The organism is Cylindrospermum sp. FACHB-282, from assembly GCF_014697195.1.
Classification (GTDB): domain Bacteria; phylum Cyanobacteriota; class Cyanobacteriia; order Cyanobacteriales; family Nostocaceae; genus Cylindrospermum.
On the sequence record NZ_JACJRJ010000047.1, the window covers coordinates 1 to 23,026 of the forward strand.

The 23,026-nt window shown below is 42.3% G+C and carries 20 protein-coding genes and 2 pseudogenes; 12 read left to right on the forward strand and 10 right to left on the reverse strand.

What is annotated here, in order from left to right:
• Positions 1-475, forward strand: a 475-nt coding sequence (locus H6G32_RS20805; RefSeq protein WP_190453510.1) for a zinc ribbon domain-containing protein, incomplete at its 5' end; no start/stop codon positions are given.
• A 33-nt stretch (positions 476-508) separates the two neighbouring features.
• Here H6G32_RS20805 and H6G32_RS20810 read toward each other — a convergent pair.
• Positions 509-1,108: pseudogene (locus H6G32_RS20810) on the reverse strand (MFS transporter); the annotation flags it as partial.
• A gap of 67 nt (positions 1,109-1,175) precedes the next feature.
• Positions 1,176-3,002 carry a molybdate ABC transporter permease subunit gene (modB, locus tag H6G32_RS20815; protein ID WP_190461697.1) on the reverse strand — a complete coding sequence of 609 codons (1,827 nt, stop codon included), beginning with the start codon at positions 3,000-3,002 and terminating at the stop codon, positions 1,176-1,178.
• A gap of 328 nt (positions 3,003-3,330) precedes the next feature.
• Here modB and H6G32_RS20820 point away from each other — a divergent pair, with 328 nt between their 5' ends.
• The 3 genes from H6G32_RS20820 (at position 3,331) to H6G32_RS20830 (ending at position 5,656) form a co-directional block, all read left to right on the forward strand.
• Positions 3,331-4,050, forward strand: a complete 720-nt coding sequence (locus H6G32_RS20820) for a class I SAM-dependent methyltransferase (RefSeq protein ID WP_190461700.1) — start codon at positions 3,331-3,333, stop codon at positions 4,048-4,050.
• Between the two features lie 303 nt (positions 4,051-4,353).
• Positions 4,354-4,995: a hypothetical protein gene (locus tag H6G32_RS20825; protein WP_190461702.1), complete on the forward strand. Its 642-nt coding sequence runs from the start codon at positions 4,354-4,356 to the stop codon at positions 4,993-4,995.
• Between the two features lie 397 nt (positions 4,996-5,392).
• Positions 5,393-5,656 carry a DUF3146 family protein gene (locus tag H6G32_RS20830; RefSeq protein WP_190461704.1) on the forward strand — a complete coding sequence of 88 codons (264 nt, stop codon included), beginning with the start codon at positions 5,393-5,395 and terminating at the stop codon, positions 5,654-5,656.
• 1 nt (position 5,657) lies between these two features.
• Here H6G32_RS20830 and ruvX read toward each other — a convergent pair whose 3' ends face one another.
• The 3 genes from ruvX to ntcA form a co-directional block, all read right to left on the reverse strand.
• Positions 5,658-6,104 carry a Holliday junction resolvase RuvX gene (gene ruvX, locus H6G32_RS20835; protein ID WP_190461706.1) on the reverse strand — a complete coding sequence of 149 codons (447 nt, stop codon included), beginning with the start codon at positions 6,102-6,104 and terminating at the stop codon, positions 5,658-5,660.
• 51 nt (positions 6,105-6,155) lie between these two features.
• Complete coding sequence (locus tag H6G32_RS20840) at positions 6,156-7,646, reverse strand: DUF3084 domain-containing protein (RefSeq protein ID WP_190461708.1); 1,491 nt, start codon at positions 7,644-7,646, stop codon at positions 6,156-6,158.
• A gap of 576 nt (positions 7,647-8,222) precedes the next feature.
• Positions 8,223-8,894, reverse strand: coding sequence for a global nitrogen regulator NtcA (gene ntcA, locus H6G32_RS20845; RefSeq protein WP_010998529.1), 672 nt, complete (start codon positions 8,892-8,894; stop codon positions 8,223-8,225).
• 379 nt (positions 8,895-9,273) lie between these two features.
• On the opposite strand from ntcA, the gene fabI reads away from it, so the two are divergent.
• The 5 genes and pseudogenes from fabI (at position 9,274) to H6G32_RS20865 (ending at position 14,291) form a co-directional block, all read left to right on the forward strand.
• Positions 9,274-10,050 carry an enoyl-ACP reductase FabI gene (gene fabI, locus H6G32_RS20850; RefSeq protein ID WP_190461710.1) on the forward strand — a complete coding sequence of 259 codons (777 nt, stop codon included), beginning with the start codon at positions 9,274-9,276 and terminating at the stop codon, positions 10,048-10,050.
• Positions 10,051-10,179: 129 nt separating this feature from the next.
• Complete coding sequence (gene hisB / locus H6G32_RS20855; RefSeq protein WP_190461772.1) at positions 10,180-10,797, forward strand: imidazoleglycerol-phosphate dehydratase HisB; 618 nt, start codon at positions 10,180-10,182, stop codon at positions 10,795-10,797.
• Positions 10,798-10,864: 67 nt separating this feature from the next.
• Positions 10,865-11,059 (forward strand): annotated as a pseudogene (locus tag H6G32_RS26870) (RNA-guided endonuclease IscB); the annotation flags it as partial.
• Positions 11,060-11,180: 121 nt separating this feature from the next.
• Positions 11,181-12,164: an ABC transporter ATP-binding protein gene (locus H6G32_RS20860; protein WP_190461712.1), complete on the forward strand. Its 984-nt coding sequence runs from the start codon at positions 11,181-11,183 to the stop codon at positions 12,162-12,164.
• A 675-nt stretch (positions 12,165-12,839) separates the two neighbouring features.
• Positions 12,840-14,291 (forward strand): polysaccharide biosynthesis/export family protein, encoded by a 1,452-nt coding sequence (locus H6G32_RS20865; RefSeq protein WP_190461774.1) that lies wholly within the window; start codon positions 12,840-12,842, stop codon positions 14,289-14,291.
• Positions 14,292-15,167: 876 nt separating this feature from the next.
• On the opposite strand, the gene H6G32_RS20870 is transcribed toward H6G32_RS20865, so the two are convergent.
• Complete coding sequence (locus H6G32_RS20870; RefSeq protein ID WP_190461714.1) at positions 15,168-15,371, reverse strand: hypothetical protein; 204 nt, start codon at positions 15,369-15,371, stop codon at positions 15,168-15,170.
• A 287-nt stretch (positions 15,372-15,658) separates the two neighbouring features.
• On the opposite strand from H6G32_RS20870, the gene H6G32_RS20875 reads away from it, so the two are divergent.
• Positions 15,659-16,501 (forward strand): SPFH domain-containing protein, encoded by an 843-nt coding sequence (locus H6G32_RS20875; protein ID WP_190461716.1) that lies wholly within the window; start codon positions 15,659-15,661, stop codon positions 16,499-16,501.
• Positions 16,502-16,509: 8 nt separating this feature from the next.
• Here H6G32_RS20875 and folP read toward each other — a convergent pair whose 3' ends face one another.
• Positions 16,510-17,358: a dihydropteroate synthase gene (gene folP, locus H6G32_RS20880; protein WP_190461718.1), complete on the reverse strand. Its 849-nt coding sequence runs from the start codon at positions 17,356-17,358 to the stop codon at positions 16,510-16,512.
• Positions 17,359-17,477: 119 nt separating this feature from the next.
• Positions 17,478-18,203 (reverse strand): triose-phosphate isomerase, encoded by a 726-nt coding sequence (tpiA, locus tag H6G32_RS20885; RefSeq protein WP_190461720.1) that lies wholly within the window; start codon positions 18,201-18,203, stop codon positions 17,478-17,480.
• A 313-nt stretch (positions 18,204-18,516) separates the two neighbouring features.
• On the opposite strand from tpiA, the gene H6G32_RS20890 reads away from it, so the two are divergent.
• A complete protein-coding gene (locus H6G32_RS20890) occupies positions 18,517-18,726 on the forward strand; it encodes a hypothetical protein (protein WP_190461722.1) in 210 nt (69 codons plus the stop codon).
• Positions 18,726-19,613 carry a DNA adenine methylase gene (locus H6G32_RS20895; protein ID WP_190461724.1) on the forward strand — a complete coding sequence of 296 codons (888 nt, stop codon included), beginning with the start codon at positions 18,726-18,728 and terminating at the stop codon, positions 19,611-19,613. The genes H6G32_RS20890 and H6G32_RS20895 overlap by 1 nt, the downstream gene beginning before the upstream one ends.
• A gap of 105 nt (positions 19,614-19,718) precedes the next feature.
• Here the strand turns inward: H6G32_RS20895 and H6G32_RS20900 are convergent, their stop codons facing one another.
• Together H6G32_RS20900 and H6G32_RS20905 are read right to left on the reverse strand one after the other, a co-directional pair.
• A complete protein-coding gene (locus H6G32_RS20900) occupies positions 19,719-21,848 on the reverse strand; it encodes an ATP-binding protein (protein ID WP_190461726.1) in 2,130 nt (709 codons plus the stop codon).
• The gene (locus tag H6G32_RS20905; protein ID WP_190461728.1) at positions 21,841-22,965 is read right to left on the reverse strand and encodes a hypothetical protein; all 1,125 of its coding nucleotides are present in this window, start codon (positions 22,963-22,965) and stop codon (positions 21,841-21,843) included. Before H6G32_RS20905 ends, H6G32_RS20900 begins: the two co-directional genes overlap by 8 nt.
• Positions 22,966-23,026: the final 61 nt, after the last annotated feature.

The following is a 23,026-nucleotide window of genomic DNA, read 5'->3' on the forward strand; positions in this document are numbered from 1 at the left end:
ACATCAAATTGGTGTAGTGGTATTTGGGTGGAATCAGGGACAAAGACAAGAAGCGCAGTTAGGTAGAACAACGCAATCATTTGTGCAGATACCAACCGCCAAACTCAAAAAACGAGTTAAACAGTTATGCGAGTACCACGGCATCAAATTTGTAGAAACTGAAGAATCCTATACCAGTAAAACTAGTTTTTTAGATGGTGATTTTCTACCTACTTTCGGCGCAAAACCTGAAGGGTGGAAACCAAGTGGAAAACGAGTAAAACGCGGTATGTTCCGCACAGGAAAAGGACTATTTATTAACGCTGATTTAAATGGTGCAGCGAATATACTTCGCAAGGTAGAGACACAATTAGGACTCGTCCTAGTCAAGGTCTGTAGGCAAGTTTTGACCCTTGCTACCAGATTTCGTATCTGGGAAACCAAAACTAAAAAGCGAAGTGGTACGGCTTCAGCCTACCACGTAGTATCAGTTTAGAATCCCCGTGTCTTTAGACCGGGGAGAGGTCAACTCGGTTTCTTCTTCAAAATCACTGGGGTTTGGATAAATACGTTGTAAAAACAATAACACTATCAATCCCAGAACGGCAGGCACAATCAAAATTGTGAAGCTATTGCGGTATTCTCCTTGAAAATAAACCATTGCCGCTACAGCCAAAGGCCCCAGGACTGCTCCTGTTTGATCCATTGCCTCATGTAGACCAAAACCAAAACCTCTGCCGATTTGACTTACACCGTGAGAAAGTAGGGCATCACGTGGGGGTGTACGAATTGCTTTTCCTGTGCGTTCAGCCATCATTAGCCCGGCGGCAGCTTCCCATCTGCCTGTGAAGGCTAAAAGTGGTACAACGGCGGTGTTCAAAATGTAACCTAAAGTTGTAATTCCCCAGTATTTACCTGTCTGGTCGCTGAGATAACCAATAGCTAGGCGCAAGCCGTAACCAATTAATTCCCCAAAACCAGCTACTAGACCCACCACAGTGCCGCTAGCTCCCAAAACTTGGAGATAAGCGCCCGTAATGCTACGCGCTCCTTCATAAGTCGCGTCAGCACAGAGGCTAACAAAACCAAGTAAAATTACAAATTTCAAAGCGGCTGTTTTCTGTGCCATTCCCCATGATGTGTAAATTGCTGCCTTAATATTGAAGCATGGGGTAATACAAAAAAACCGTTGATGTTCACTCCATCAAAATTAAGCACAGGGGATCTAAACGCACGTACCAAGGAAAAGGTTGGTCTTTCATAGTTATCCATTTTTCCTTGAATACTTCTGCTTGCAGATGGTAGTCCTGAGAATTATTGGCAGCGGAATGTAGTTTTAAAAATAACGTCATGCGGTGGGGCGTTTCGCTTGTGCGTACTACCCAGCACTTAAAGGTATTTTCTTGGTTGGGGTCTTTGGTAAAGAGTATCTGATGGGCGCGAATGCCGATGTAGGATAATTTGCTATTGATTGGTTCGAGGATTTGGAGCGTACAATCCCAATCGGTTGCTTCTACCTGTTGCAATGACTGGATAACAGCATGGGAGAAGTTCTTGCATCCAGTGATTTGGGCAACACCCACAGTAGCGGGACGCTGGAAAATTTCATATTTAGAGCCATGGTGTGCTGTTTCACCACGCTCTAATACCAATAGATTAGGGCAAAGGCGATAAGCTTCTTCCATATTATGGGTAACAAAGAGAGTCACACCCTGGTAGTTAGCTAATGTTTTTGCCATTTGCTGTTCTAATTGACTACGCAAGTGGGTATCGAGTGCGGAAAACGGCTCATCTAAAAGTAATGCTTCCGGTTGACTGGCTAATGCTCTTGCTAAGGCTATCCGTTGTTGTTGACCCCCAGAAAGTTGATGGGGATAGCGATCGCCTAATCCCTGTAACTGCATGGCTAATAGTTGCTCTTCTACCTGCACCCGAATACTCGCGGTAGATAGTCCCTTGGGTAAACCGAAGGCGATATTTTGCGCCACGGTCATGTGTGGGAAAAGGGCGTAGTTCTGCACTAAAAAACCAATGTGGCGATCGCGACTGGGCAGATTAATGCCTTTTTCCGAGTCAAATAACACCCTGTCATTTAAGACTATACGTCCCTTGGTTGGCGTTTCAATCCCGGCAATACAGCGTAAAATCATACTCTTACCCGCACCAGAACCTCCCAACAATCCCAATGGTTGCTCATTAGTATTGAAGGATATTTGAAGATGAAAACTTGGCAATCGTTTTTCGATGTCTACATATAGTCCAGCGTTGAAGGACTGTGCAGCTAAGGAAGAGGATTCTCTTTCTTGTCCTATTTGTCTGCTTTGTCTTGCTTCTTCTCTTGTCACCCCATCTCTTCGTCTACCTTTCTCCCTCAGTTCTTGCCAGAAGTTGACCGCAATAATTCCCGATAGAGAAATTATCATGATGGCGATCGCCCAAAACCAAGCTTCCTCCATTGCACCGGCTTCCACAGCAAAATAAATTGCCATTGGCATCGTCTGGGTTTGTCCGGGAATGTTACCAGCAAGCATCAACGTCGCACCGAATTCACCTAAAGCGCGGGCAAAAGCTAAAGTCGTGGCGGCTACGATGCCAGGAAGTGCTAAGGGTAAACTGATGCGCCAAAAGATTGTTGATTCATTAGCGCCCAAGGTTCTCCCTACCCGTAGAAGATTAGTATCTATTTGTGCTAAAGCTCCCAGTGCAGTTTTATACATTAATGGGAAAGAAACCACTGTAGCTGCGATCGCCGCACCGTACCAAGTAAAGACAACAGTGAAGTCAAAACGCTCCATGAGTTTTCCCACTGGGCCATTTTTGCCAAAAAATAGCAGCAATAAGAACCCAACAACCGTAGGGGGCAAAATCAAAGGTGCTACAAAAATGCCCTCAATGAAAGATTTTGCTTTGCCATCATATCCCAGCATCCAGTACGCAGCAGCAAGTCCCAAAAAGAAGGTGATCACTGTGGCAAGTAATGAGGTTTTGAGTGATATCCAGAGAGGCGATAAATCAAGTGGCATAGTTTTTTGAACGAAAATTGAGGTGCGGAGCGCCCACTGTCAGGGATCGGCTGTAATTTTATTAAGTTTCCGAGAGAGTGTCAGAAGATGGAAACTATCACGATCAACAATTAAAGGAAGGCAATGACATAAAATTAGGAGGAAAGAGGAGAAGGTCAGGGGCGATGAGTTTTGAAAAAGAAGATCAAGATGTGCATCACAATATCAAAAATGCTATCACGATGTGTTATCTACAACATCGCCTTCTGATTGACCCAGAGGTAGGGGAACACTAGTGTAGTTGCATTCTCCCCTGCATAAAACAAATCTAAGAAGTAGTAAAAACCTAATGTCTAAAAAGCCGATTACAACCCCTTCTACAACAAATACTAACCAATCAGATAAATGGCAAGAGAGATTAGCACAAGTAGCATATCGCTTCAATCAACAATATCAAAATCAAACCTTTGAACTACCAATAGAAGTGCAATCAATGCCAATTTATCGCGAATGGATGACTGGCATATTAACTGATAAAATTGTTTCCCCTTTCTGGGAAATTGCCCAACCTCAGAAGAACCAACACTGTTTGGATATTGGCTGCGGTGTCAGCTTTTTAATCTATCCTTGGCGAGATTGGCAAGCATTTTTTTATGGACAAGAAATCAGTAATCTGGCACGAGATACTCTCAATTCCCGTGGTTCGCAGTTGAACTCAAAACTTTTCAAAGGTGTTGAATTGGGGTCATCTCATCACTTAAACTACCTCTCAAATCAGTTTGACCTAGTAATTGCCACGGGATTTAGCTGCTATTTTCCACTTGAATATTGGAGTGCTGTTTTGGTGGAAGTCAAACGGGTGTTAAAACCAGGTGGACATTTTGTGTTTGACATCCTCAACCCAGAACAACCTTTAGCAGAAGATTGGGCAGTTCTGGAAACTTATTTAGGTGCTGAGGTGTTTCTAGAGCCTGTAACTGAGTGGGAAAAAACGATTAAAGCTGGGGATGCTAAGATAGTTAAACGGCAATCAGGAGAATTATTCGATTTGTATAAAGTGCGGTTTTGAAACAAAATCATAGCAGCAAGCTCATACAAACTTTTGAGCTATTACTTACTACCATTAGTGAACCCAGACAGACTGCTAATTACTCCGATGCTCAGGAATTTCATCGGAAAATGGACTCTTTCACACCATCAAATGAGATGAACGTTATACCGTTTCTTTATGAAGATGCGCTTGATTCCTAACTGTAGAGAAGTTATATGTGAGGTCTCTACGAGATTCATTTGGCGCCACCTCACATAGAATTGGTATTACAATTTATTAATACTAAGCCAAAAGCAAAAAGAGTTCAATTAAGAGTGCCCGATGACAGCTAATTTGACATCTACAACTACACCTGATTTTGCCAGCTTACTCTTCCAGGCTGCGACTGCGTATAGAGGAGAAGGGGGTGAACTTCCTACTCCCTCCTTATTGGTTAATGCATTGCTACAAGCAGAAAAAGTTGCCAAGCAGCAACGGCTGAATTATGCATTTGAGTCTCTTGTGGGAAAATGGCGGCTTTGCTTTGCCACTGGCACTCGTAAAGTCAGAAAACGCGGGGGAATTATCTTGGGTCAGGGATTCTATCTGCCCAAATTTGTTCCAGTATATATTTCCTTTAGTGCTGCTTTAGAATCCTTTAATGCCACCTTAGAAAAGGATTCAGGCAAAGGCGAAATTGGTAATCAGGTGCAATTAGGTTCGTTGTTGTTGAAACTCACCGGGCCTGCTCAATATTTGGGCAAGAAAAATTTACTGGCCTTTGACTTTACTCAGATGCTCTTCAGTCTGTTTGGTCTTGTTGTTTACAATGGGCCAATTCGCTCTGGTAAAGTTCAGGGAGAGGATTTCTATAACCAGCCTATAGCTAAACTGCCTTTCTTTGCCTTCTTTTTGGTGACTGAAAATTTCATTGCCGCTCGTGGTCGTGGGGGAGGATTAGCACTCTGGATTCGAGAAACTTGAAGGTCAGTTGTTGTGTGGTTAACTATAAGCTATCTTTGTTAATTGGGACTCTCCGGTCTAAAGACGCGGAGATTCTTGGTTCCTGAATCCCTGACTTAAAACACGTTCACCGCTCAACCAAACCTACTCAAACTTACTCAAAGTCTTAAAGTCTAGTCATTCGTAGTGGATCAACCACCACAGGGTTAAACGGCAAACCCTTTATTCCTTGGTCAAAGACATCAGGAATTACTTTTTTGATAATAGTGCCGCTTCTCTACGAGAGGCTAGGTTTATGGGGAATTTAAAATTTAAAATTCTTATGATGTAGGCTTTTGGTCTATTTTGAATGGTAGCTTTATTTCCGCCGTGATGTACTAGTTAGTTAGCTTTTATCCCATACTTGACATACAGCATAGTGAGTGCCAAGCGTCTGCCAGAAACCATTGCCCATGTCAGAATTACCCGCCAATCTTGGCAACACGGCTTTCTTGAGGGTGAAGTGAGCGCTGGTAATTTTGAGTGGCATTTCCAGTGGCATTTCCGCCGGGGAGAACTTGCAGTTCACCCTTCCCAAGGTCGTGCATTAATTAAAGAACCCCTTGGTCGCTTTTTGGAGCAACAAGATTACCAGCTAGAGCCTGGAGGAGACTATGCTTTTACTATTCGGGCTGAGTTATAAGTTAGTTGTTAACTGATTCAGTGAGACGATTTAAGTATCTTTCGATCAAGAGAATGGCAACAATATCATCTATGGGTCTTGGTGGCTGCCGCAAACCCTTTGGTAATAGCTTTTTTAGTCCTTTGGGGGGGTACATTTGCCAATAGCGATCGCGTGCTTCTAAGGTGCTATAGCGCTCATCCACTAAAATAATATTCAGCGGCTGGGCCAATTGCTGTTGCAGTTGCTGTTTCCACTGCTTGGCTGTAGTTTGGTTGCCCATCACCAATAAGGAAATGGGAAATTTTTGGCGTAGTGTCTCAATATTGGCGATCGCCAATGCAGCAATCACCACCTCATGATAATATAGCTGCCGATCCAGTCCCATCACCGCTATACCACACTTATCTTTACCTGGATCAAAGCCTAAAATGACTGGTTGCGTCGGCGAAAATTCACGGTAAGTCATAAAAAATTAAAAATTAAAAATTGAAAATTGAAAATGCAATTAGTTGATTTTTTAAGTGCTAAAAATAATTTGTCCGTTGATGATTGCCACTAATTTGACTCTCAGCGGCCCGGCGGTAAAAGTGTCCTCTGCGGCGATCGCTTTAATCTCCAATGGCTGATCATACAACCTCAGTTGGGCGACAAAGCGCAGGAAAGTACCTTCTATTTGCACATTTTCGACAATTCCGGCATTTCGGGCGCGAAATTGCGAAGCAGAAATCAGCAGATCCAGTCGCTGCCGCAGCTGATAAGATGTCATGGTTTTGGGATCAGCCGTAGTTGTTGCCAGTATTTCGCCTACCGAAAAGACCCGTTGATTTCGTGCTGTATCGGCAAAAAATTCAATTTGCTTTTCTCCCCTGACATAATTCCCCGCAGAGAAAATTCGCACCACGTATTCTCGACCATCATCAATCTGCTTGATTAATTGCTCAACTCTATCCTGGGTAATATGCAGGATCTCTACCTTTGACGGATTTGCGCCAGGTTCAGTTAATTCAAGATTGGCATTCCGGTCAGCTTCCTGTAAAAGCTTGATCACCGCTTGACGGGCAGCGTTCGCTTGTTCAACGCGAACAACAGCAGCAGCTAGAACTTGACCGCGAATTATAGCCAGCTTGCCTAGACGCAGGTCACGGTAAGACTGGTAATATTTTTCTAGCCTTGCCACTTCCTGTTCTAGAGATTCTTGTTGTTTTTCTAATTCTTTGAGGCGAGATTCCCGTTTAGCAATGACTTGCTCTCGCTCTGTAATTTCTAGATTGCGATTTTGAATCACTTGATCTAATTGGGCAATTTTGCGATCGCGCTGTTCAATAGCTGCTTGACGGTTGGTAAGTTCGCGATCGCGTTTTTCAATAGCTGTTTTGGCTTCGTCAATCGCTTTTTTAGCTTCGGCGTACAGTCTTTGGCGTTCTGCCTTCAGTTGTTCAACTGCCGCCTGTAATGCCTTTCGCTGATCGTAAACGCTTTGCAGTTCGGCGATCGCTTGTTGATAGCGAATTACCACTTGACCCAAATGGCTTTGGGTGCGTTGTAGTTGAGCTTGGGTTTGAGCCTGTCGGCCAATGGTGCGTTTGAGTTGGGCTTCAGTTGCTTGCTGCTTGGCATTTGCCGCCTGCAACGACTGATTAATTTTCTGTAAATCTTGCTGTGCTTGAGTTTGTTCTTTCCTAGCTTGGTTTAGTTCAGTCTCTACCTGGCTTTTTTGGGTTTCTGCTGTTTTTAGCTGTTCCCGCTTGTGCCTCAAATCTTTTTGAATATCTTCTAACTCAAAGACTCCCTTGCGCAAACCTTCATCAGCAGTAAACAAAATCGCTAGAGTTGAGGCCGAAATCAAACCGCCAGTAAAAATAGTTATCAGTACAGCCGTGTTTTTAGGACGCAGGTTGAATAGTGAGAGGCGTGCTTTGCCAACTCGTGTGCCAATGCGATCGCCCACAGTGGCAATCACACCTCCCAGAATTAAAATTGCTGCAATGAGGATGTACCCGGTGGCCATCTTCAGCTACCGTTCACGTAGTGTGCGGTCGGCATAATGCTTCCAGATACAGCCTACTACTTTCAACCATTGTTTGTGGGGTTTCATTAAAGTTATCCTTTCATTGGCGGTTCCTGAGCCAAAATCTACTCGTTAGATGGGTAAACTCGGTGCGCAGCGCGGCATCACCCAAGATCCTGTGTGAAAACGAGATTATCTAAGCCGCCAACAAGCGTTGGAACCGCCAATTTTGGACAGGTTCTTCCCAAGGGGAGTAAAGATTGGCAAAAGCTGAAATTACTCAATTTTTAGATTTACCTCCAACTGTCGGTGTCACTCAATTTTAGATTTTGGATTGACGATTTTGGATTGTTAAGTTTCCGTTGATGCAGTGCTGGAGAATCAGGATACCTTGTGTTGTTTGCCTGGATGTCTTTGATGCTGGGCGTTATATCCAGATAATTTTGGATTCTGGCAGATAAATTCTCAATCCAAAATCGCGCCACTTGGTACAAGGTAGGAAACCTCCGCAACCCAGTGGCTCCAAAGTCTAAAATCCAAAATTGCACCGTGCCACCTCTATACCCCCAGTTATTTTTAAGTGAATTGCCTACTCAAGGTAACAGGTTTATGCACAGTAATTTTCTTTTTGTGGATCGAAATCATCTTCTTTTCACGCAAATCCCCAAGTAACCTGGTAACAGTAACGCGAGTAGAACCAATTGCTTCAGCGATCGCCTGATGAGATAGCTTCAGATCAATTGTGATGCCATCGGCACAAGGAACGCCAAAATCCCGACAGAGAATTAACAGAAAACTCACCAACCTGGAACCCATATCTCGGTGAGCAAGGGTTTCAATCATCATCTCTGTCTGTAAAATCCGCGAAGACAGACCCCGCAGCATTAACATTGATAATTCTGGATTTTCCTTGAGTGCTTGCTCCACTTGTTCAATAGGAGCTGACAGCAATTCTACAGGCGTAAAAGCCACCGCATGGTAAAACCTATCTGACTTATTTCCCGTCAGCAGTGATAACACACCAAAAACACTATTTTCCCGTAGCAGTGCTACCGTTATTTCTTCTCCTGCCTCGTACACCCTGGAAAGCTTAACAGCACCCTTGAGAAGAAAATAAACTCGTTCGGCAGGATCGCCGGGAAAAAAGATCGTTTTATTGCGTTCAAAAGTTTCCACAACCGGCGGAAACGCTCCGGTCGCCATCTGACGAAAAACATTTGCTAGGGCTTTATCTTGTGTCACGATCATCTCCCTTCCCCTACCCAATGCCGGAAAAACAAAAACTGATTACCTAAGAATACACCCGAAAAATCAAGAAGACACCGTCAACCTTTCTGTACTTTCCTATACTCAAACTCAATACTTCATAGCTATTTGTTTATTATGATACATAATTATTGTTCTTTTCAGCTATTTGTTGTTGATAACTAGTTCATTTGTCTGTTGATCAAAGGATTTTTGCCAAAAAATTCCCCATATCTTGAGAATATCTTAAGGAATAACTGGCCATTTTGTTGCCGCCAACACCCCTACCAATAATCATTTTTGCAAATCCTCTACTAAACAAAGACAAAGTCGCCTCAGATTCTAGTATGCTCCTAAATGATTGATCGGATTTACAATTTTTATGCTTAATCTGTCCGGAAAAAACGCCCTTGTTACAGGTATTGCCAATAAACACTCCATCGCCTGGGGGATTGCCCAACAATTGCACAAAGCAGGAGCTAACATAGGCGTTACCTACTTGCCAGATGAACGAGGCAAGATGGAGAAAAAAGTTGCAGAATTGGTAGAGCCCCTAACTCCTAGCTTATTTCTTCCCTGCAATGTCCAAAACGATGAACAGATTCAATCTACCTTTGAGACTATCCGCGATCAATGGGGCAGAATAGACATCCTCATCCATTGTCTGGCCTTTGCTAACAAAGACGATTTGAGTGGAGATTTTAGCCAAACCTCTCGTTCTGGCTTCAAAACAGCCCTAGAAATTAGCACCTACTCACTGGTGCAGTTAAGTGGTGCGGCTAAACCCCTGATGACAGAGGGGGGTAGTATTATTACCCTCACCTATTTGGGCGGTGTCAGGGCGATTCCTAACTACAATGTTATGGGCGTAGCCAAAGCAGGTTTAGAAGCAAGCGTGCGTTACTTGGCCGCTGAACTAGGGCCGCAAAATATTCGGGTGAATGCCATATCCGCCGGGCCCATCCGCACTTTAGCATCCTCCGCTGTAGGCGGCATTTTGGATATGATTCATCATGTAGAGCAAGTGGCCCCCCTACGCCGGACTGTAACTCAGCAAGAAGTGGGTAATACTGCGGCTTTCTTGTCTAGTGATTTGGCAAGCGGAATTACTGGGCAAGTTCTGTATGTAGATGCTGGATATGAAATTATGGGAATGTAACCATAAAGAGAATGCCTAGCTGAATTAGCGGGCATTCCCGCCTGGGCGACAAACATGGATAATAGATTTACAAATTTTTCCAAGTAGGCAGCTGCGATGGAACCACAAAAAGCTGAGATTTTTCAAAAAATGAGTGAAGCTTTAGCTCAGAGAGCAATTGCTAGAACTGCCTCAGTTCAGCGTACCACAGGTGAAACTGATGTCCAAGTTACCATTAACCTAGATGGTACAGGAATCTGCAAAGCAGCCACGGGTATTCCATTTTTGGATCATATGTTGCAGCAAATTGCCTCCCATGGTCTGATTGACTTGGATGTCCAAGCCCAAGGAGACTTAGAAATTGACGACCACCACACCAACGAAGATGTGGGTATAACCCTAGGACAAGCTTTAAGTCAAGCATTAGGTAACAGAAAAGGTATTGTCCGCTTTGGTAATTTTCTCGCACCTCTAGATGAAGCTTTAATTCAGGTTTCCCTAGACTTTTCTGGACGTCCCCACATCAGTTACGGGTTGCAAATTCCTACCCAGCGAGTGGGAACCTACGACACCCAACTAGTGCGCGAATTTTTTGTAGCGGTGGTGAATCATAGCCAAATGACCCTGCACATTCGCCAACTCGATGGTATTAATTCCCATCACATCATTGAAGCAACGTTTAAAGCCTTTGCTAGAGCAATGCGGATGGCGGTAGAAATTGATTCTCGTCGTGCCGGGATGATTCCCAGTTCCAAAGGCGTTCTTTAAAAAAAAAGCCGCCTCGTACCTCCGCCCTTCCCACCGTGTGCCTCTGGGTTTCAATTTCAACCTTACCGAAACTGGAGATATTATTAAAGCCATTGTAACTAGGGGCAAAAAAATCGGTGAATACATTGGACGAATAGCAGTCAGTACTAGTGGCAGTTTCAATATCTCAACCGAGAATTGTCTAGTTCAAGGAATTAGTTACAATGCTTGCAAACACATTCACAAAAAAGATGGCTACGAATATGGAAAATCAAAGATTTAGAAATTACTCAACGGTTTCTGCTATCCAGAAAAATTATCAGGAAACGTTGAGTAATTTCTCTCCCATTCCTCCCGACACTAATCGGAGTAACGATATAGTATGGGTCTCCTGGGAGGTTTAGATGAATTCTGTTGCAGACACCTCTGATTTTCAAGTAAATCCGACAAATACTCCACCAGTAGTCCTAACTTCGGAGTTGCGAAAAGTCTATCGCACTGGCTTTTGGATGAATCAAAAGGTCGTATCTCTGAAAAGCTGTTCTTTACAAGTTTACCAAGGAGAAACTTTTGGATTATTGGGGCCAAACGGTGCTGGTAAAACCACGCTTTTAAAACTATTGCTGGGAATTATCCGTCCCACTTCTGGACGGGGATTATTGTTGGGTAAACCACTAAGTGAGCGCAGTGTCAAGCAGCGGATTGGCTATCTGCCAGAAAATCCCTATTTGTATGACTATCTCACTGGCTGGGAATTTTTGCAGTTAGCCGCTGGGCTGTTCCAAATACCTCAGACTGTCCAACGTCAACGCATTCCTCAACTGCTAGAATTAGTGGGTTTATCCCAAGCTGATGCCCGCAAAAAGCTTCTGCGTCGCTACTCCAAAGGAATGCTACAGCGTGTCGGTATGGCTCAGGCTCTAATTAACGAACCAGACTTGGTATTTTTGGATGAACCGATGTCTGGTCTTGATCCCCTAGGACGCTACCAAATGCGGGAAATTATATTGGCACTCAAAGCCGCTGGCAAGACGATCTTTTTTAACAGCCATATTCTCAGTGAAGTGGAACAAATTTGCGATCGCATTGCTATCCTCGTTCAAGGGGAATTAATTTGCTCTGGCTCCCTCAATGAACTCTTAGGCAGTCAAAATACATATCACGTCAAAGGTCAAGGTGGCGACACAGAAATTATTAAAAAATGGATACCTAGTCTAGAATTTGCCCCAGATGGTTCTTGGCAAGGTACATTACAAGACAATTACTATGATTTTCTTGCTAGTCTCCGTCTAATGGGGGGGCAAATTGTGGGGATGAACTTATCCCGTCAATCGCTGGAAGAGTTTTTTATCCAACAAATTCAAAAACAGAATAACTCGGTTGACTAGTTTTGTTTCTAAATTCACTTTGCAAGGCATAAATAAACGTAAACACTCGTTATCATCTTCAATAGTGATTTTTACTGCTTAATACCGAATCAGCACAAGCTACAAAGTGGGACTGTTATAAAATTTGCCGTTTTTAGAGATTTTCTAGAAGTAGTAAAACATCAGTAACGATTTAACTGCTGTTTTTCTGGCTAACTTATCCCTAGCTCTGTATAAAATATATGTTATTTAAGCTACTAATTCATCTGTAAAAAAATAGTCAAAAGGCAATAACTATCATAACTGTATTTATCATTATCCTGTATCTAATTGATTAGGGTATTCCGTAGATAAAAGCCCTTATTTCTAGCATAAACCTGGACTTGCTAATATCCAGATTCTACAGGCAGTTGCTACAAATGCATTTTCCCCAGGGCACTCATTAATTTTGACTCTTGACTCTTGGACTTTTTAAGGCTAAGTTTGCTATTTATTGATGGTTGCTGTATTCATGCAACATGGTTTAACTTTAAACTAAGTTCATTAAAAATTTAAGTTTAATAAATAAGTTACCTCCGGAAAGTCAAATGTTTAGAGGAAAATAAGATTGTCGGGGAACTTGAATATTTAAGTATAGTCAACAATCAAATGTTTAGACAGTACTTTACAGATGTAGTCTCAGAGTCTCAGGTAAATATGATTAATATAGGTTTACGGAAATCCCTCACCCAGTCATTTGCAGGTGTGGCTTTATTAACCGCTGTCAATGTCGCTTTGCCATCTGCCAGCCTAGCTCAGAGACAACCAGCATTACCAACTACACAACCAGCATTATCAAATACAAGACTAGTTACAGATTACTCTTTAGGGGGTGGCGATCTCATACGTGTTAATGTATTTGAAGTACCCGAATATACAGGTGAATACCAAATTCCCCCAGGCGGTGCAATTAACCTACCTTTAATTGGCAGTGTACCTATTCTCGGATTAACAACCGAACAGGCTTCTGATGAAATCGCCAAAAGATACGCTCGCTTTCTCAAACGTCCCCTAATCTCAGTCAACCTATTATCGCCTCGTCCGGTAAATATTTTCGTTGCCGGCGAAGTGACACGTCCAGGGTCTTACACTCTGAGTTTAAGCGGCGGCGCGGGAAACAATCCAGGGGTACAATATCCAACTGTATTAGCCGCACTCACGACAGCGCAAGGGGTGACCCTAGCAGCGGATGTGACTCAAGTTGAATTACGTCGCAAAATAGGACGATCTTCTGAGCAAGTCGTCACTCTCAATTTGAAACAACTCGTGCAAACAGGCAATATACCCCAGGATATTACCTTACGGGATGGAGACACCATCTTTGTGCCAACTGCAACTAGCTTCAACGTGGCAGAAGCACGCAATTTGTTTGCAGCTAACTTTGCCGCCAGCCCAAGCACACCCCGCACAGTAGCAATAATTGGTCAAGTTAACCGTCCCGGTTCCTATCTTGTCACAGCCGGCACTACAGATGGAGGGGCAGGGGGAGCCGCTGGTAGTGGTCTGCCAACGGTGATGCGGACAATTCAACTAGCTGGGGGAATCACATCACAAGCTGATATTCGCAATCTCAAGTTACGGCGACCCACGAGAACGGGGTCAGAACAAACTATAGATATTAATCTGTGGCAACTATTAGAGAGTGGTGATATCAATCAAGACATAGTTGTCCAAGACGGAGATACAATTGTTGTGCCTCTAGCAACTGAGATTAGTTCAGCAGAAGCTACTCAATTAGCTACTACTACTTTGTCTCCTACAAGAATTCAAGTTGGTGTAGTGGGTGAAGTCAAATCACCAGGGGTAACAGCTCTTCAGCCGAATAGCTCGTTAAATCAGGCACTGCTAGCTGCTGGCGGATTCAACGATTCTAGAGCTAAAACAGCTACTGTAGATTTGATTCGCCTCAATCCTAATGGCACTGTCACTAAACGTGCAGTCAAAGTGGACTTTGCTCAAGGAATTAATGAGGAACGTAATCCTATACTTCGCAATAATGATGTTGTGGTAGTCAATCGTTCTGGTTTAGCTAGGACTGGTGATACCATCGGCACTGTAGCCGGGCCTCTAGGAACTATCTTGAATTTCTTGAGGTTTTTTGGGCTTTAATTGAAGATATAGCAGAAGGCAATAGGCAAAAGTAAAACCCTTGTCATGACTGAGTTTGAGCTTTTAAGAATGTCCTAATCGCCTGATCTACTGCTATAGATTAGTGAAGTCTCCCACATCATACCCTTTGCGGTTGATGTGGGCTAATCGCAGTCTTGTTAAGGATGTACAAGATTTCCTTCATGGTACTTTCAGTCATAGTGCCAACTACAACAATCTTTTCGCTACGGCGTTTTATAAAAAAGTAGGCTGAAAACCCTGGAATCAAAACCTAAAAACCCAAAAAGTTTTTAGGTTTTGGTGTCTTTTAAGCCAGGGATGAAAGCCAGGTAGGGGATTTATCCCCCAGTGACGTTTGATGTTATGCTATTTATAACAGGAAAGGTAATCAACCTGTATAAAAACCCAACTGCCTAGTGGCAATCTGTACCTTGACAACTGAATCTATGCGGTTCTACTGCATTGTTCTAGTTTCCTCCTAGCAGTAGGTAAAAGATTCATAGGAGCTAGACGAATCAGAATTTTGAAACAAGAAAGTTTCAGTTAAACAGGAATTGCACTCATGCAACTACGGTCGGGCAGACCGAAAGTTAACGCTCGGGGAGAGTCCCACCTCTGGGCTAGATAACGCAAGGAATCTAGTTTAAGTGGTCTCGTTGAACCAAGAATCCCCGTCTATGAGAGAGCGGGGAGTGTCAAACTGGGGAAAACTCCCAACCGCTCAACCAAACCTACTCAAACTTACTCAAAGTCTTAAAGTCTAGTCATTCGTAGTGGATCAACCACCACAGGGTTAAATCTGATTTAGCTATAAAAATGAGTAGTATTGAGGAGAATTAGCTAGATTTTTGATAACTGCATCTACCCCCAGTCTTTTCAAATTAATAGCAGAGTTAACATCTCTATCAACCACCAAAAAGCTTTTCTATATTTAACTTGTATATTCTGGGCAGGCGTTAGCGTAGCGGCACGTAGTGCGACGCCTAGCCTACAAGATTTGATTTCAAAGCGATCGCGCACCTGAGATGGTAGCAAGGACAACCCAAGTAGCATCGCAGCACCGTTAATAATCTGAAACACTTTAGGGGGTTAAATCTCTGGGTGTATGAGATTCAATCCAGAACTCCCATAAATAAATACTGGTCGTTTGTGTAAAGTGGATCATAGAAACACTGCTTGCCAGTATGTGATCAAAGTGCTTTAATAGCGATCGCCATCCGGCAAATTTTCCTGCCTACACAGAAGATATCAGACATTGCTGCTGATGTGCAAAAAATTACAAACTTAAAATATTAAACTTAAAGGTAGAACAAGCTAGTACTATGTCCTTTATACTAAATTCTCCCAAAAGCTAAATAGGAGCATCTATGGAACCAATCATTTTTATAGTCTTAGTGCTCATAGGTTATGCATTAGGATCTGCAAAACTGATTAATCAAGGTAATGAAGCCCTAGTGGAACGCTTGGGGCGGTTTCATCGCAAACTTAAGCCTGGACTGAACTTCATTGTTCCCTTCATCGATCAAATTGTGATGGAGGATACAACGCGAGAGCAGTTTGTAGACATCAAGCCTCAGAATGTGATCACCAAAGATAACATCTACTTGGAAGTTGACGCTATTCTCTTCTGGCGGATCAGCGATATTGAGAAAAGCTTTTACGCCATAGACGATCTCCAAGGGGCACTGGCACAATTAGCTACAACTACACTCCGGGAAATTATTGCCCAGAACACTGTAGAGGAAACCAATGTCTCTCGTTCTGATATGGACAAAGCCATCTTAAACCAGTTAAATGATACAACGCTAGATTGGGGCGTGCAAATTATCCGCTTAGATATTCAGCGAATTACACCCCCTGAGAGTGTGCGGAAGTCAATGGAAGAGGAGCGAGCTGCCGTGATTAAAAAACGGGCAGTAATTACAGAAGCAGAAGGGGAGAATATAGCGGCGATTAAAAGAGCAGAATCGACTAGAACCTCAGTACAGATTATTGCGGAAGCTTTACGTTCCCATCCAGAAACTAAGGATATTTTGCGGTATCTCGTCGCTCAAAATTACGTAGAGGCTAGCCAAAAACTTGGTGAGAGCAATAATGCCAAAATTGTGTTTGTAGATCCAGCCAACTCCAGTGAGATGTTTCAGGAACTGATTGCAGAGTCGGTAACTCAAGAGGGTAATGGCAAAAACACTGAAAATGGCGCTAATTAAGAGTTAGGCTACCCTTGTTGTCGGCATAGTGCATCAGCAACCAGCGACACATCGCGCATTTGCTGAACATCGTGAACTCGGAGGATATCAGCACCATTAAAAATGGCCGCACTACACGCCGCTGCTGTTCCCCAGACTCGTGCTTTGGGGTCTGGTTGATTTAAAATTCGGCCTATGAAACTTTTGCGGGATGCTCCTACCAAGATAGGGCTGTTGAGCGATCGCAAAAATGGCAAGCGGCGAAAAATTTCTAAATTTTGCTCATAGTTCTTTGCAAAACCAATACCAGGATCAATGATAATTTTTTTCTGCTCAATGCCCGCAGTTGTGGCTGCGGTAATTTGCCTAGACAAAAAACTATAAATCTCCCCCATCAAATCCTGATAATCAGTTTGTTGCTGCATTGTCTGGGGTTTTCCTCGGATGTGCATTAACACAATTGGCACACCTAGCTTTGCTACTACAGGCAACATTTCTGAGTCAAATGTGCCACCAGAAATATCATTCACCATATCCGCCCCAGCTTCTATAGATGCCTTGGCTACAGATGCCCTGGTTGTATCTACAGAAATCGGGACACAAATCTCTGGTCGTAGTAAATGCAATACCGACAGCACTCGGTCAAGTTCTTCTTGAAGGGTGATTTCTTTCGCCCCTGGCCGAGTTGATTGACCACCGAGATCAATAATGTCAGCGCCAGCAGCTACCATCCCTTGAGCCTGTGCTACAGCCGCAGAGGTAGTGTTAAAATCACCGCCATCGCTAAAGCTATCAGGGGTGACATTTAAAATGCCCATCAAATACGTCCGTTGTCCCCACTTGAAACCGCGTCCTCGAATAATTAAGTTGGTTGACATAAATTCGTGATTGACACTTGTGACTGGGGGTTGGCGTTGCTGATAACTTGAAGCACCTCACCCCTGGCCCCTCCTCGTTGGCGGGGAGGGGGACTGGATAAAAGGTTATAAATCGTTTTTTAGTGATAATTCACAATTCTGGCAAAACTATCAGCTTCTAGACTTGCTCCTCCCACTAGCGCACCATCAATTTCTGGTTGAGCCATAATCTCATCAATATTATTTGGCTTGACTGAGCCACCGTATTGAATCGATACATTGGGATTACTCAACTGACTGCGAATTAGGCCAATTACCCGATTCGCTTCTTTTGATTCACAGGTGTCACCGGTGCCAATCGCCCAAATTGGTTCGTAAGCAATGACCAAGTTATACTGATCAACGTCTATTAAGTCTTTTTCTAATTGGGCGAAAATCAGTTTTTCCGTCTCCCCCGCATCTCGCTGTTGTTTAGTTTCGCCAACACAGAGAATCGGCGTCAGTCCATGCTTTTGAGCAGCTTTCAGCCGTAGATTAACGGTGGCGTCTGTTTCTCCAAAAAATTGCCGGCGTTCGCTATGACCGACAATCACAAAACGAACGCCAACTTCTGTCAGCATGGGAGCGGCGATTTCACCTGTGTAGGCTCCATTTTCTTCCCAGTGGACGTTTTGCGCCCCTAATTGGATACGGCTACCATGTAAATATTTTGATATTACGCTTAGGTCAGTGAAGGGAGGACACAGTACTACTTCTCGCTCTGAGGGCGTATCCTCTAAGTGGGGCAGAAATCCGCGTAGGAAATCTTCGGATTCTGCCTGGGTTTTGAACATTTTCCAGTTACCGGCAATAACGATTTTCCGCACAGGTGATTTAGTCGAGTCCTAACGCTACTAGATGCATTCTTCACTCTACTACTTTTTATGACTCTCCTTGTCCACCAAGAGGTTAAAGGCTGCTCCGGGGGGATATCAAGATTTTTGTCTCGCGCACCAGCGAAGCGAAGCACGAAGTGCGTTAGGCGCAAAGGCGCGGAGAAGAGCGAAAATTTTAGTACGCAACTGGGGAAAGAGGTCAAATCCTTGACAAAACGACACCTTCTAGAGAAGATTAGTATAAGATTGTATATTAAACTCTATAAAATTACTAATAATTGGTCAAAAGATAAATCTAAAAATCATGGAAAATATAATCCATAATGATGTAAACAATCAAGATTATGCATTTCTAGACGGTTTATGCAAGGCAGGATTTGGAAACTTGCCCTTTTGTGTATTACGTCAATTTAATGTTTTGATAATTAACAGGTTTGGTTATACTCCTTTACCATTAGATGATAGATGGGAAGAAGTGTTAAATCTTGCTGAGGAGATATTTGTAGGAGATTAATGAAGTTTAAACGTATTTATAAATCACCTCTTCGTTACCCCGGAGGAAAACAGAAGGATATTCCCCGTTTATCTGATTTTTTGCGCCCCTGTAAGGAATTTAGAGATCCTTTTTTAGGAGGAGGCAATATACTTCTTTACGCTGTGGAAAATTCTCTGGCTGAAAAATATTGGGGAAACGATCTAAATACTTCGGTAATTGATTTTTGGGAAGAAGTAAAATTTGATGTAAATAGACTTGCCGATTTAGCTGAGTCGCTTAGAGAAGAATACAGAGGTGAACAAGCAAACTGTAAAGCATGGCAAATATTTCGGAAAAAGTTTATATTGAAGCTTAACAAATTACCTACAGATAATCGACTAAACAAAGCAGCTAAATTTTTTATTTTAAATCGTAGTACATCTGGTGGTTCTACTGAATCTGGAGGAATGACTCAGGCCGCTTATTGTGAGCGTTTTACATTATCTAGTATTAAGACTCTACGAAGTTTAACAAATATTCTACAAGATGTCCGTCTTACTCATTTAGATTATGAGGAAGTTATTAGAGAGCCTGGTGAAGATATACTTATTTTTTTAGATCCACCTTATTTGTCAGCTAAATCTTCAGGATTGTACGGAAAGAATGGAGATTTACATAAAACATTCGACCATCGACGTTTAGCAAAAGTATTGAAAGATTGCAGCCATAAATGTGATTGGTTAATGACAATTGATAATTGTCCAGAAATTAGAGAACTATATGATTGGGCTGATGATAAATTAGAGTGGGAAAAGGCTTATGGTATGACTAATGTTAGTGGACAAAAATCTAGACGAGGTGCAGAATTACTTATAGCAAATTTTCCTATTAAAAATTACAGTGCTAAGGAACACTATTTTATATGAAATAAGTTTGCTGAGTTATCAATAGATCCAATTCAAAGGAGCATTTTTGTATTCAAGTTTTTTTAAATAACCTGAATTGGATCTATCTTATCTTTTAGATTGAATCTATTCAGTTATACGAATTACCCAAGTAGTCCCACCTCCTCCTCTTTTCGGCCCTTTTTCGGACTTCCAAAACTTTCCTTCTTCACCCAAAGTTTCAATGAGTGTTCGTTTTATGCAAGTGTTTATTGTGGACGTATCATCATGTAAGGAATCTGGAAGAAATTCTTTAGTAAAGCCCATTAGAACTCCCCAAGGTAAACCTTTACCATTAATAACTTTCTGCTTAAATTCACTATGTTGTTGAAGCTTTTGGATGGCGGAATTGATACTGTCTACATAAAAATCACCTTTTTCTGGTAATACAGAATTGTCTACTTCTTCCTCTAAATTTTCACCAGTTTCTTCTAAATCTTGAGCATCTACATCAGGTGTATTACGCAGTTGTCCGTTCAACTCTGCCTTGAGTTCAGTAGCAAAAGTCTTAACAGATTCCTTGTCATATTGGGGATCTAGCGGTTGTTGATATATCCGCTCAAATGAGAGCGCACGAAAGGAAACGGGATAAGGATTAGCACTCACACTACTCCACATTACTCCTTGACCAGGTAACGGCTCGTTCAAAAGACCACCAAGTAAATCATCACTAAAATGGGAATTGGCTCTTTGTAAACTCTTTAAATCAGAAGCAGAAAGTAAGTGGAAAACAAACCAATTATCACCTTGGCTAAGTAATTCGACAGGAATACTACCAGGTTGCTGAGTAATCATTACAGCACCTAAATCATATTTACGTCCTTCTTTGAACCAATCCACAAAAGGCCCATCACTTGAGCCAGTTCCTTTACTTAGTACACTTTGTGCTTCCTCTAAGACTGCAATAGTAGGAATAGTTTTGGCATCTTTTTCAGTAAACTTATCCTGGTTGTGATTAAATATTTCTTGCAGAATCAAGCTTGACAAAGTTAGTCCTTGTTCTCCACGCATCTGTGAAATATCCACAATACAGAGCTTGCCTTCCTTTAAGCTTTTGAACAAGAAATCCATAAGCCGACTGTTAGGATCATGCAAGGTTCTAACAATATAAACTATGTTGCTTAAAGCGGCTCCAGCTTCTGCTTCAGATTCATTGCTTATACTTAGCAACCTCTTCACTTGGTTTATGTCTGCGCTATAGCCATCTTTGTACGCCAAATCAACAAGTTTTATCCAATTTTCACGGGATAATCCTCTAAGCTTCCGAACGTTTTGTTGTTCCTGCCGCTCTGGTGATAATGCAACACCAATAATACTTGCAGGAGGTAAGCGGCGAATATCGAGCTTAACACCACCTGCAACAAAGGAACCATAGAAGGCGCTTGGAGCCTGACGACGAGTGAAAATTACAAGTTTATCTTGTAAATGAGGGACATCAGTAAAACCTGGTCTTCCATTATCATCTGGCCAGAAATATTCTCCTTCTGGGTCAAAGATTAGAGTTCCAACTGGGACATCTTGATCTCGTTTCTTTTTAGTCGGTGTTGTTTTATATAGTTCGCTGAACAACAGCTTGATTAAGTTAGACTTTCCATAGCCTGCTCGTGCAAAAACAAAAGACCTTCGGGAGGCTAGATTATCCACTGGAAAATGGGTAATGATATCTGGAGATTTAACCTGCATCCACTCTTCAACCTTAAGCCGTGAATCACTACCGGCATAAACAAATTCTCCTAGTGCAAAAAAACCAAGGTCTGCTCCTTGAGTGTTATGTCCTGCTATTTCTCTAAGAATTTCATTACTTGGAAAAGCGACCTTACTACCAACATGAGGAAGCCGACGGTGGGATGCTACAAACACAAACTTTCCATTCGAGTGCCGTATTACTCCGAGAACGCGGATATTAACTCGATATTTTACATATTGTTCACGCAGGTCTTCTGGAATTTCTCGGTCTTCCCCCATCGCGCGCAAACTGAAATCTTCCCCATGTTCTCTAGTAAGTTTTCCGTCTGAGAAGAAAGATGTAATTCTTCCTAAAACTGCCTCATCTTCACTAGCCAGTTGTACCAGAAGAAATTGTCCATGCATAGGAATACTTTGAAAATCATTGCGGTATGGCAATACAATATCTGCATGAAATTCAAGTCCTCCTTCACTGAAGCCCCGAAAGATACCTGATATATTTTCTTTAGGAAATAATGGTGTTTTATTCATATCGCAGCATACTCACATCAGATTGAAGCATAACTCGATCCACAACATCTTGTTCTTGAGGAATAAATGATTTACGAACAGCCCCGACGATCATATCTTCCATCACTTCCATATCAAAACCCACTAGAGCAGCTTGTTCATGAGCTTTCTGCAAGCATCTAGGATAAAAGGGAACAGGAAAACCATCATTAGCATCTGCCAATAAATACCCCATAACTTGGGAAGCTTGCTCAAGCTGAGGTAGAAAAATATCAATTGGCCAGATTGGGTCATTTATACGACTACCAAATCTCACCATAAACAAACGCCCACCTACAAACTTTTCAGCCTCACTTCCTGTAGCATACTCTTCCCAAATATAGGCTTTTTTCTGTATATCTGGCAATATTTCTACATAGCAGGGATAACCTTGAGTTAATATTCCTTCTAGTGCAAATGCTAATCTATATCGCGCAAGTACCTTGCTTTTTTTAGAAAATCCAACTAGATAAACACGCCTTTTAGTACGACGATAAATTTCTTTGATAGCATCATCAATTTTGCTTAAAAGAACTGTGAAGAGTTTTTGGGTAAAAATTTTGCTTCGTAGAAGTCCATCACGAACAATTAAAGTATCTGTATTAAAACCTTCCTGTTTAACAAGCATCTCATACAAAGCAGCCCATTCTGCCAAATCACGATACACTTCAACCCATGAAGGTTTAGGATTTTCTTCATCAGGCTTAGGTATCATTGGGCTAAGTTCCCAAAGAGTTCTTACTCCCAAATCTTTCATCATTAGACCTAAAGCTGATTTAGAAGTACCATCTTTGTCTAGATGACTGCTTGACAATTGATCAGTATTAGTCGTGGGAGAAGCTAAATCTAGTAACAATTCCCTCCCGTAAGAATCTACCACCCTAACCAATTGAAAGAAGTATGGATCAAAATTAACCTTATTGTTTCCACCGTCAGCGGCAACAAGAGAAATAGATGTAGTGCTTCTAGGGTTAATTCGCCGCACTTCACTTCTCAATGGTCGAATTTCACTGCGTAGTTCTTCTATTACCCGTTTATCTGTCGTGGATCTTTCTTCAAGCTTCCTCCGTATCTCATTCAAGGTTTCGGGTGTAATCATCGTTGATGCTGGGTTGATACTGGTCAGATTATAGTATAAATGTATTTGTATTTGAGGATAA

Excerpts from the sequence above, each read along its gene's own strand:
- H6G32_RS20865 (WP_190461774.1), top strand. The coding sequence starts at position 12,840 with ATGATTAATATAGGTTTACGGAAATCCCTCACCCAGTCATTTGCAGGT.
- hisB (WP_190461772.1), top strand. The coding sequence starts at position 10,180 with ATGAGTGAAGCTTTAGCTCAGAGAGCAATTGCTAGAACTGCCTCAGTT.
- H6G32_RS20890 (WP_190461722.1), top strand. The coding sequence starts at position 18,517 with ATGGAAAATATAATCCATAATGATGTAAACAATCAAGATTATGCATTT.
- modB (WP_190461697.1), bottom strand. The coding sequence starts at position 3,002 with ATGCCACTTGATTTATCGCCTCTCTGGATATCACTCAAAACCTCATTA.
- H6G32_RS20825 (WP_190461702.1), top strand. The coding sequence starts at position 4,354 with ATGACAGCTAATTTGACATCTACAACTACACCTGATTTTGCCAGCTTA.
- H6G32_RS20860 (WP_190461712.1), top strand. The coding sequence starts at position 11,181 with ATGAATTCTGTTGCAGACACCTCTGATTTTCAAGTAAATCCGACAAAT.
- H6G32_RS20875 (WP_190461716.1), top strand. The coding sequence starts at position 15,659 with ATGGAACCAATCATTTTTATAGTCTTAGTGCTCATAGGTTATGCATTA.
- ntcA (WP_010998529.1), bottom strand. The coding sequence starts at position 8,894 with ATGATCGTGACACAAGATAAAGCCCTAGCAAATGTTTTTCGTCAGATG.
- folP (WP_190461718.1), bottom strand. The coding sequence starts at position 17,358 with ATGTCAACCAACTTAATTATTCGAGGACGCGGTTTCAAGTGGGGACAA.
- H6G32_RS20840 (WP_190461708.1), bottom strand. The coding sequence starts at position 7,646 with ATGGCCACCGGGTACATCCTCATTGCAGCAATTTTAATTCTGGGAGGT.
- H6G32_RS20820 (WP_190461700.1), top strand. The coding sequence starts at position 3,331 with ATGTCTAAAAAGCCGATTACAACCCCTTCTACAACAAATACTAACCAA.
- H6G32_RS20895 (WP_190461724.1), top strand. The coding sequence starts at position 18,726 with ATGAAGTTTAAACGTATTTATAAATCACCTCTTCGTTACCCCGGAGGA.
- H6G32_RS20905 (WP_190461728.1), bottom strand. The coding sequence starts at position 22,965 with ATGATTACACCCGAAACCTTGAATGAGATACGGAGGAAGCTTGAAGAA.
- fabI (WP_190461710.1), top strand. The coding sequence starts at position 9,274 with ATGCTTAATCTGTCCGGAAAAAACGCCCTTGTTACAGGTATTGCCAAT.
- H6G32_RS20900 (WP_190461726.1), bottom strand. The coding sequence starts at position 21,848 with ATGAATAAAACACCATTATTTCCTAAAGAAAATATATCAGGTATCTTT.
- ruvX (WP_190461706.1), bottom strand. The coding sequence starts at position 6,104 with ATGACTTACCGTGAATTTTCGCCGACGCAACCAGTCATTTTAGGCTTT.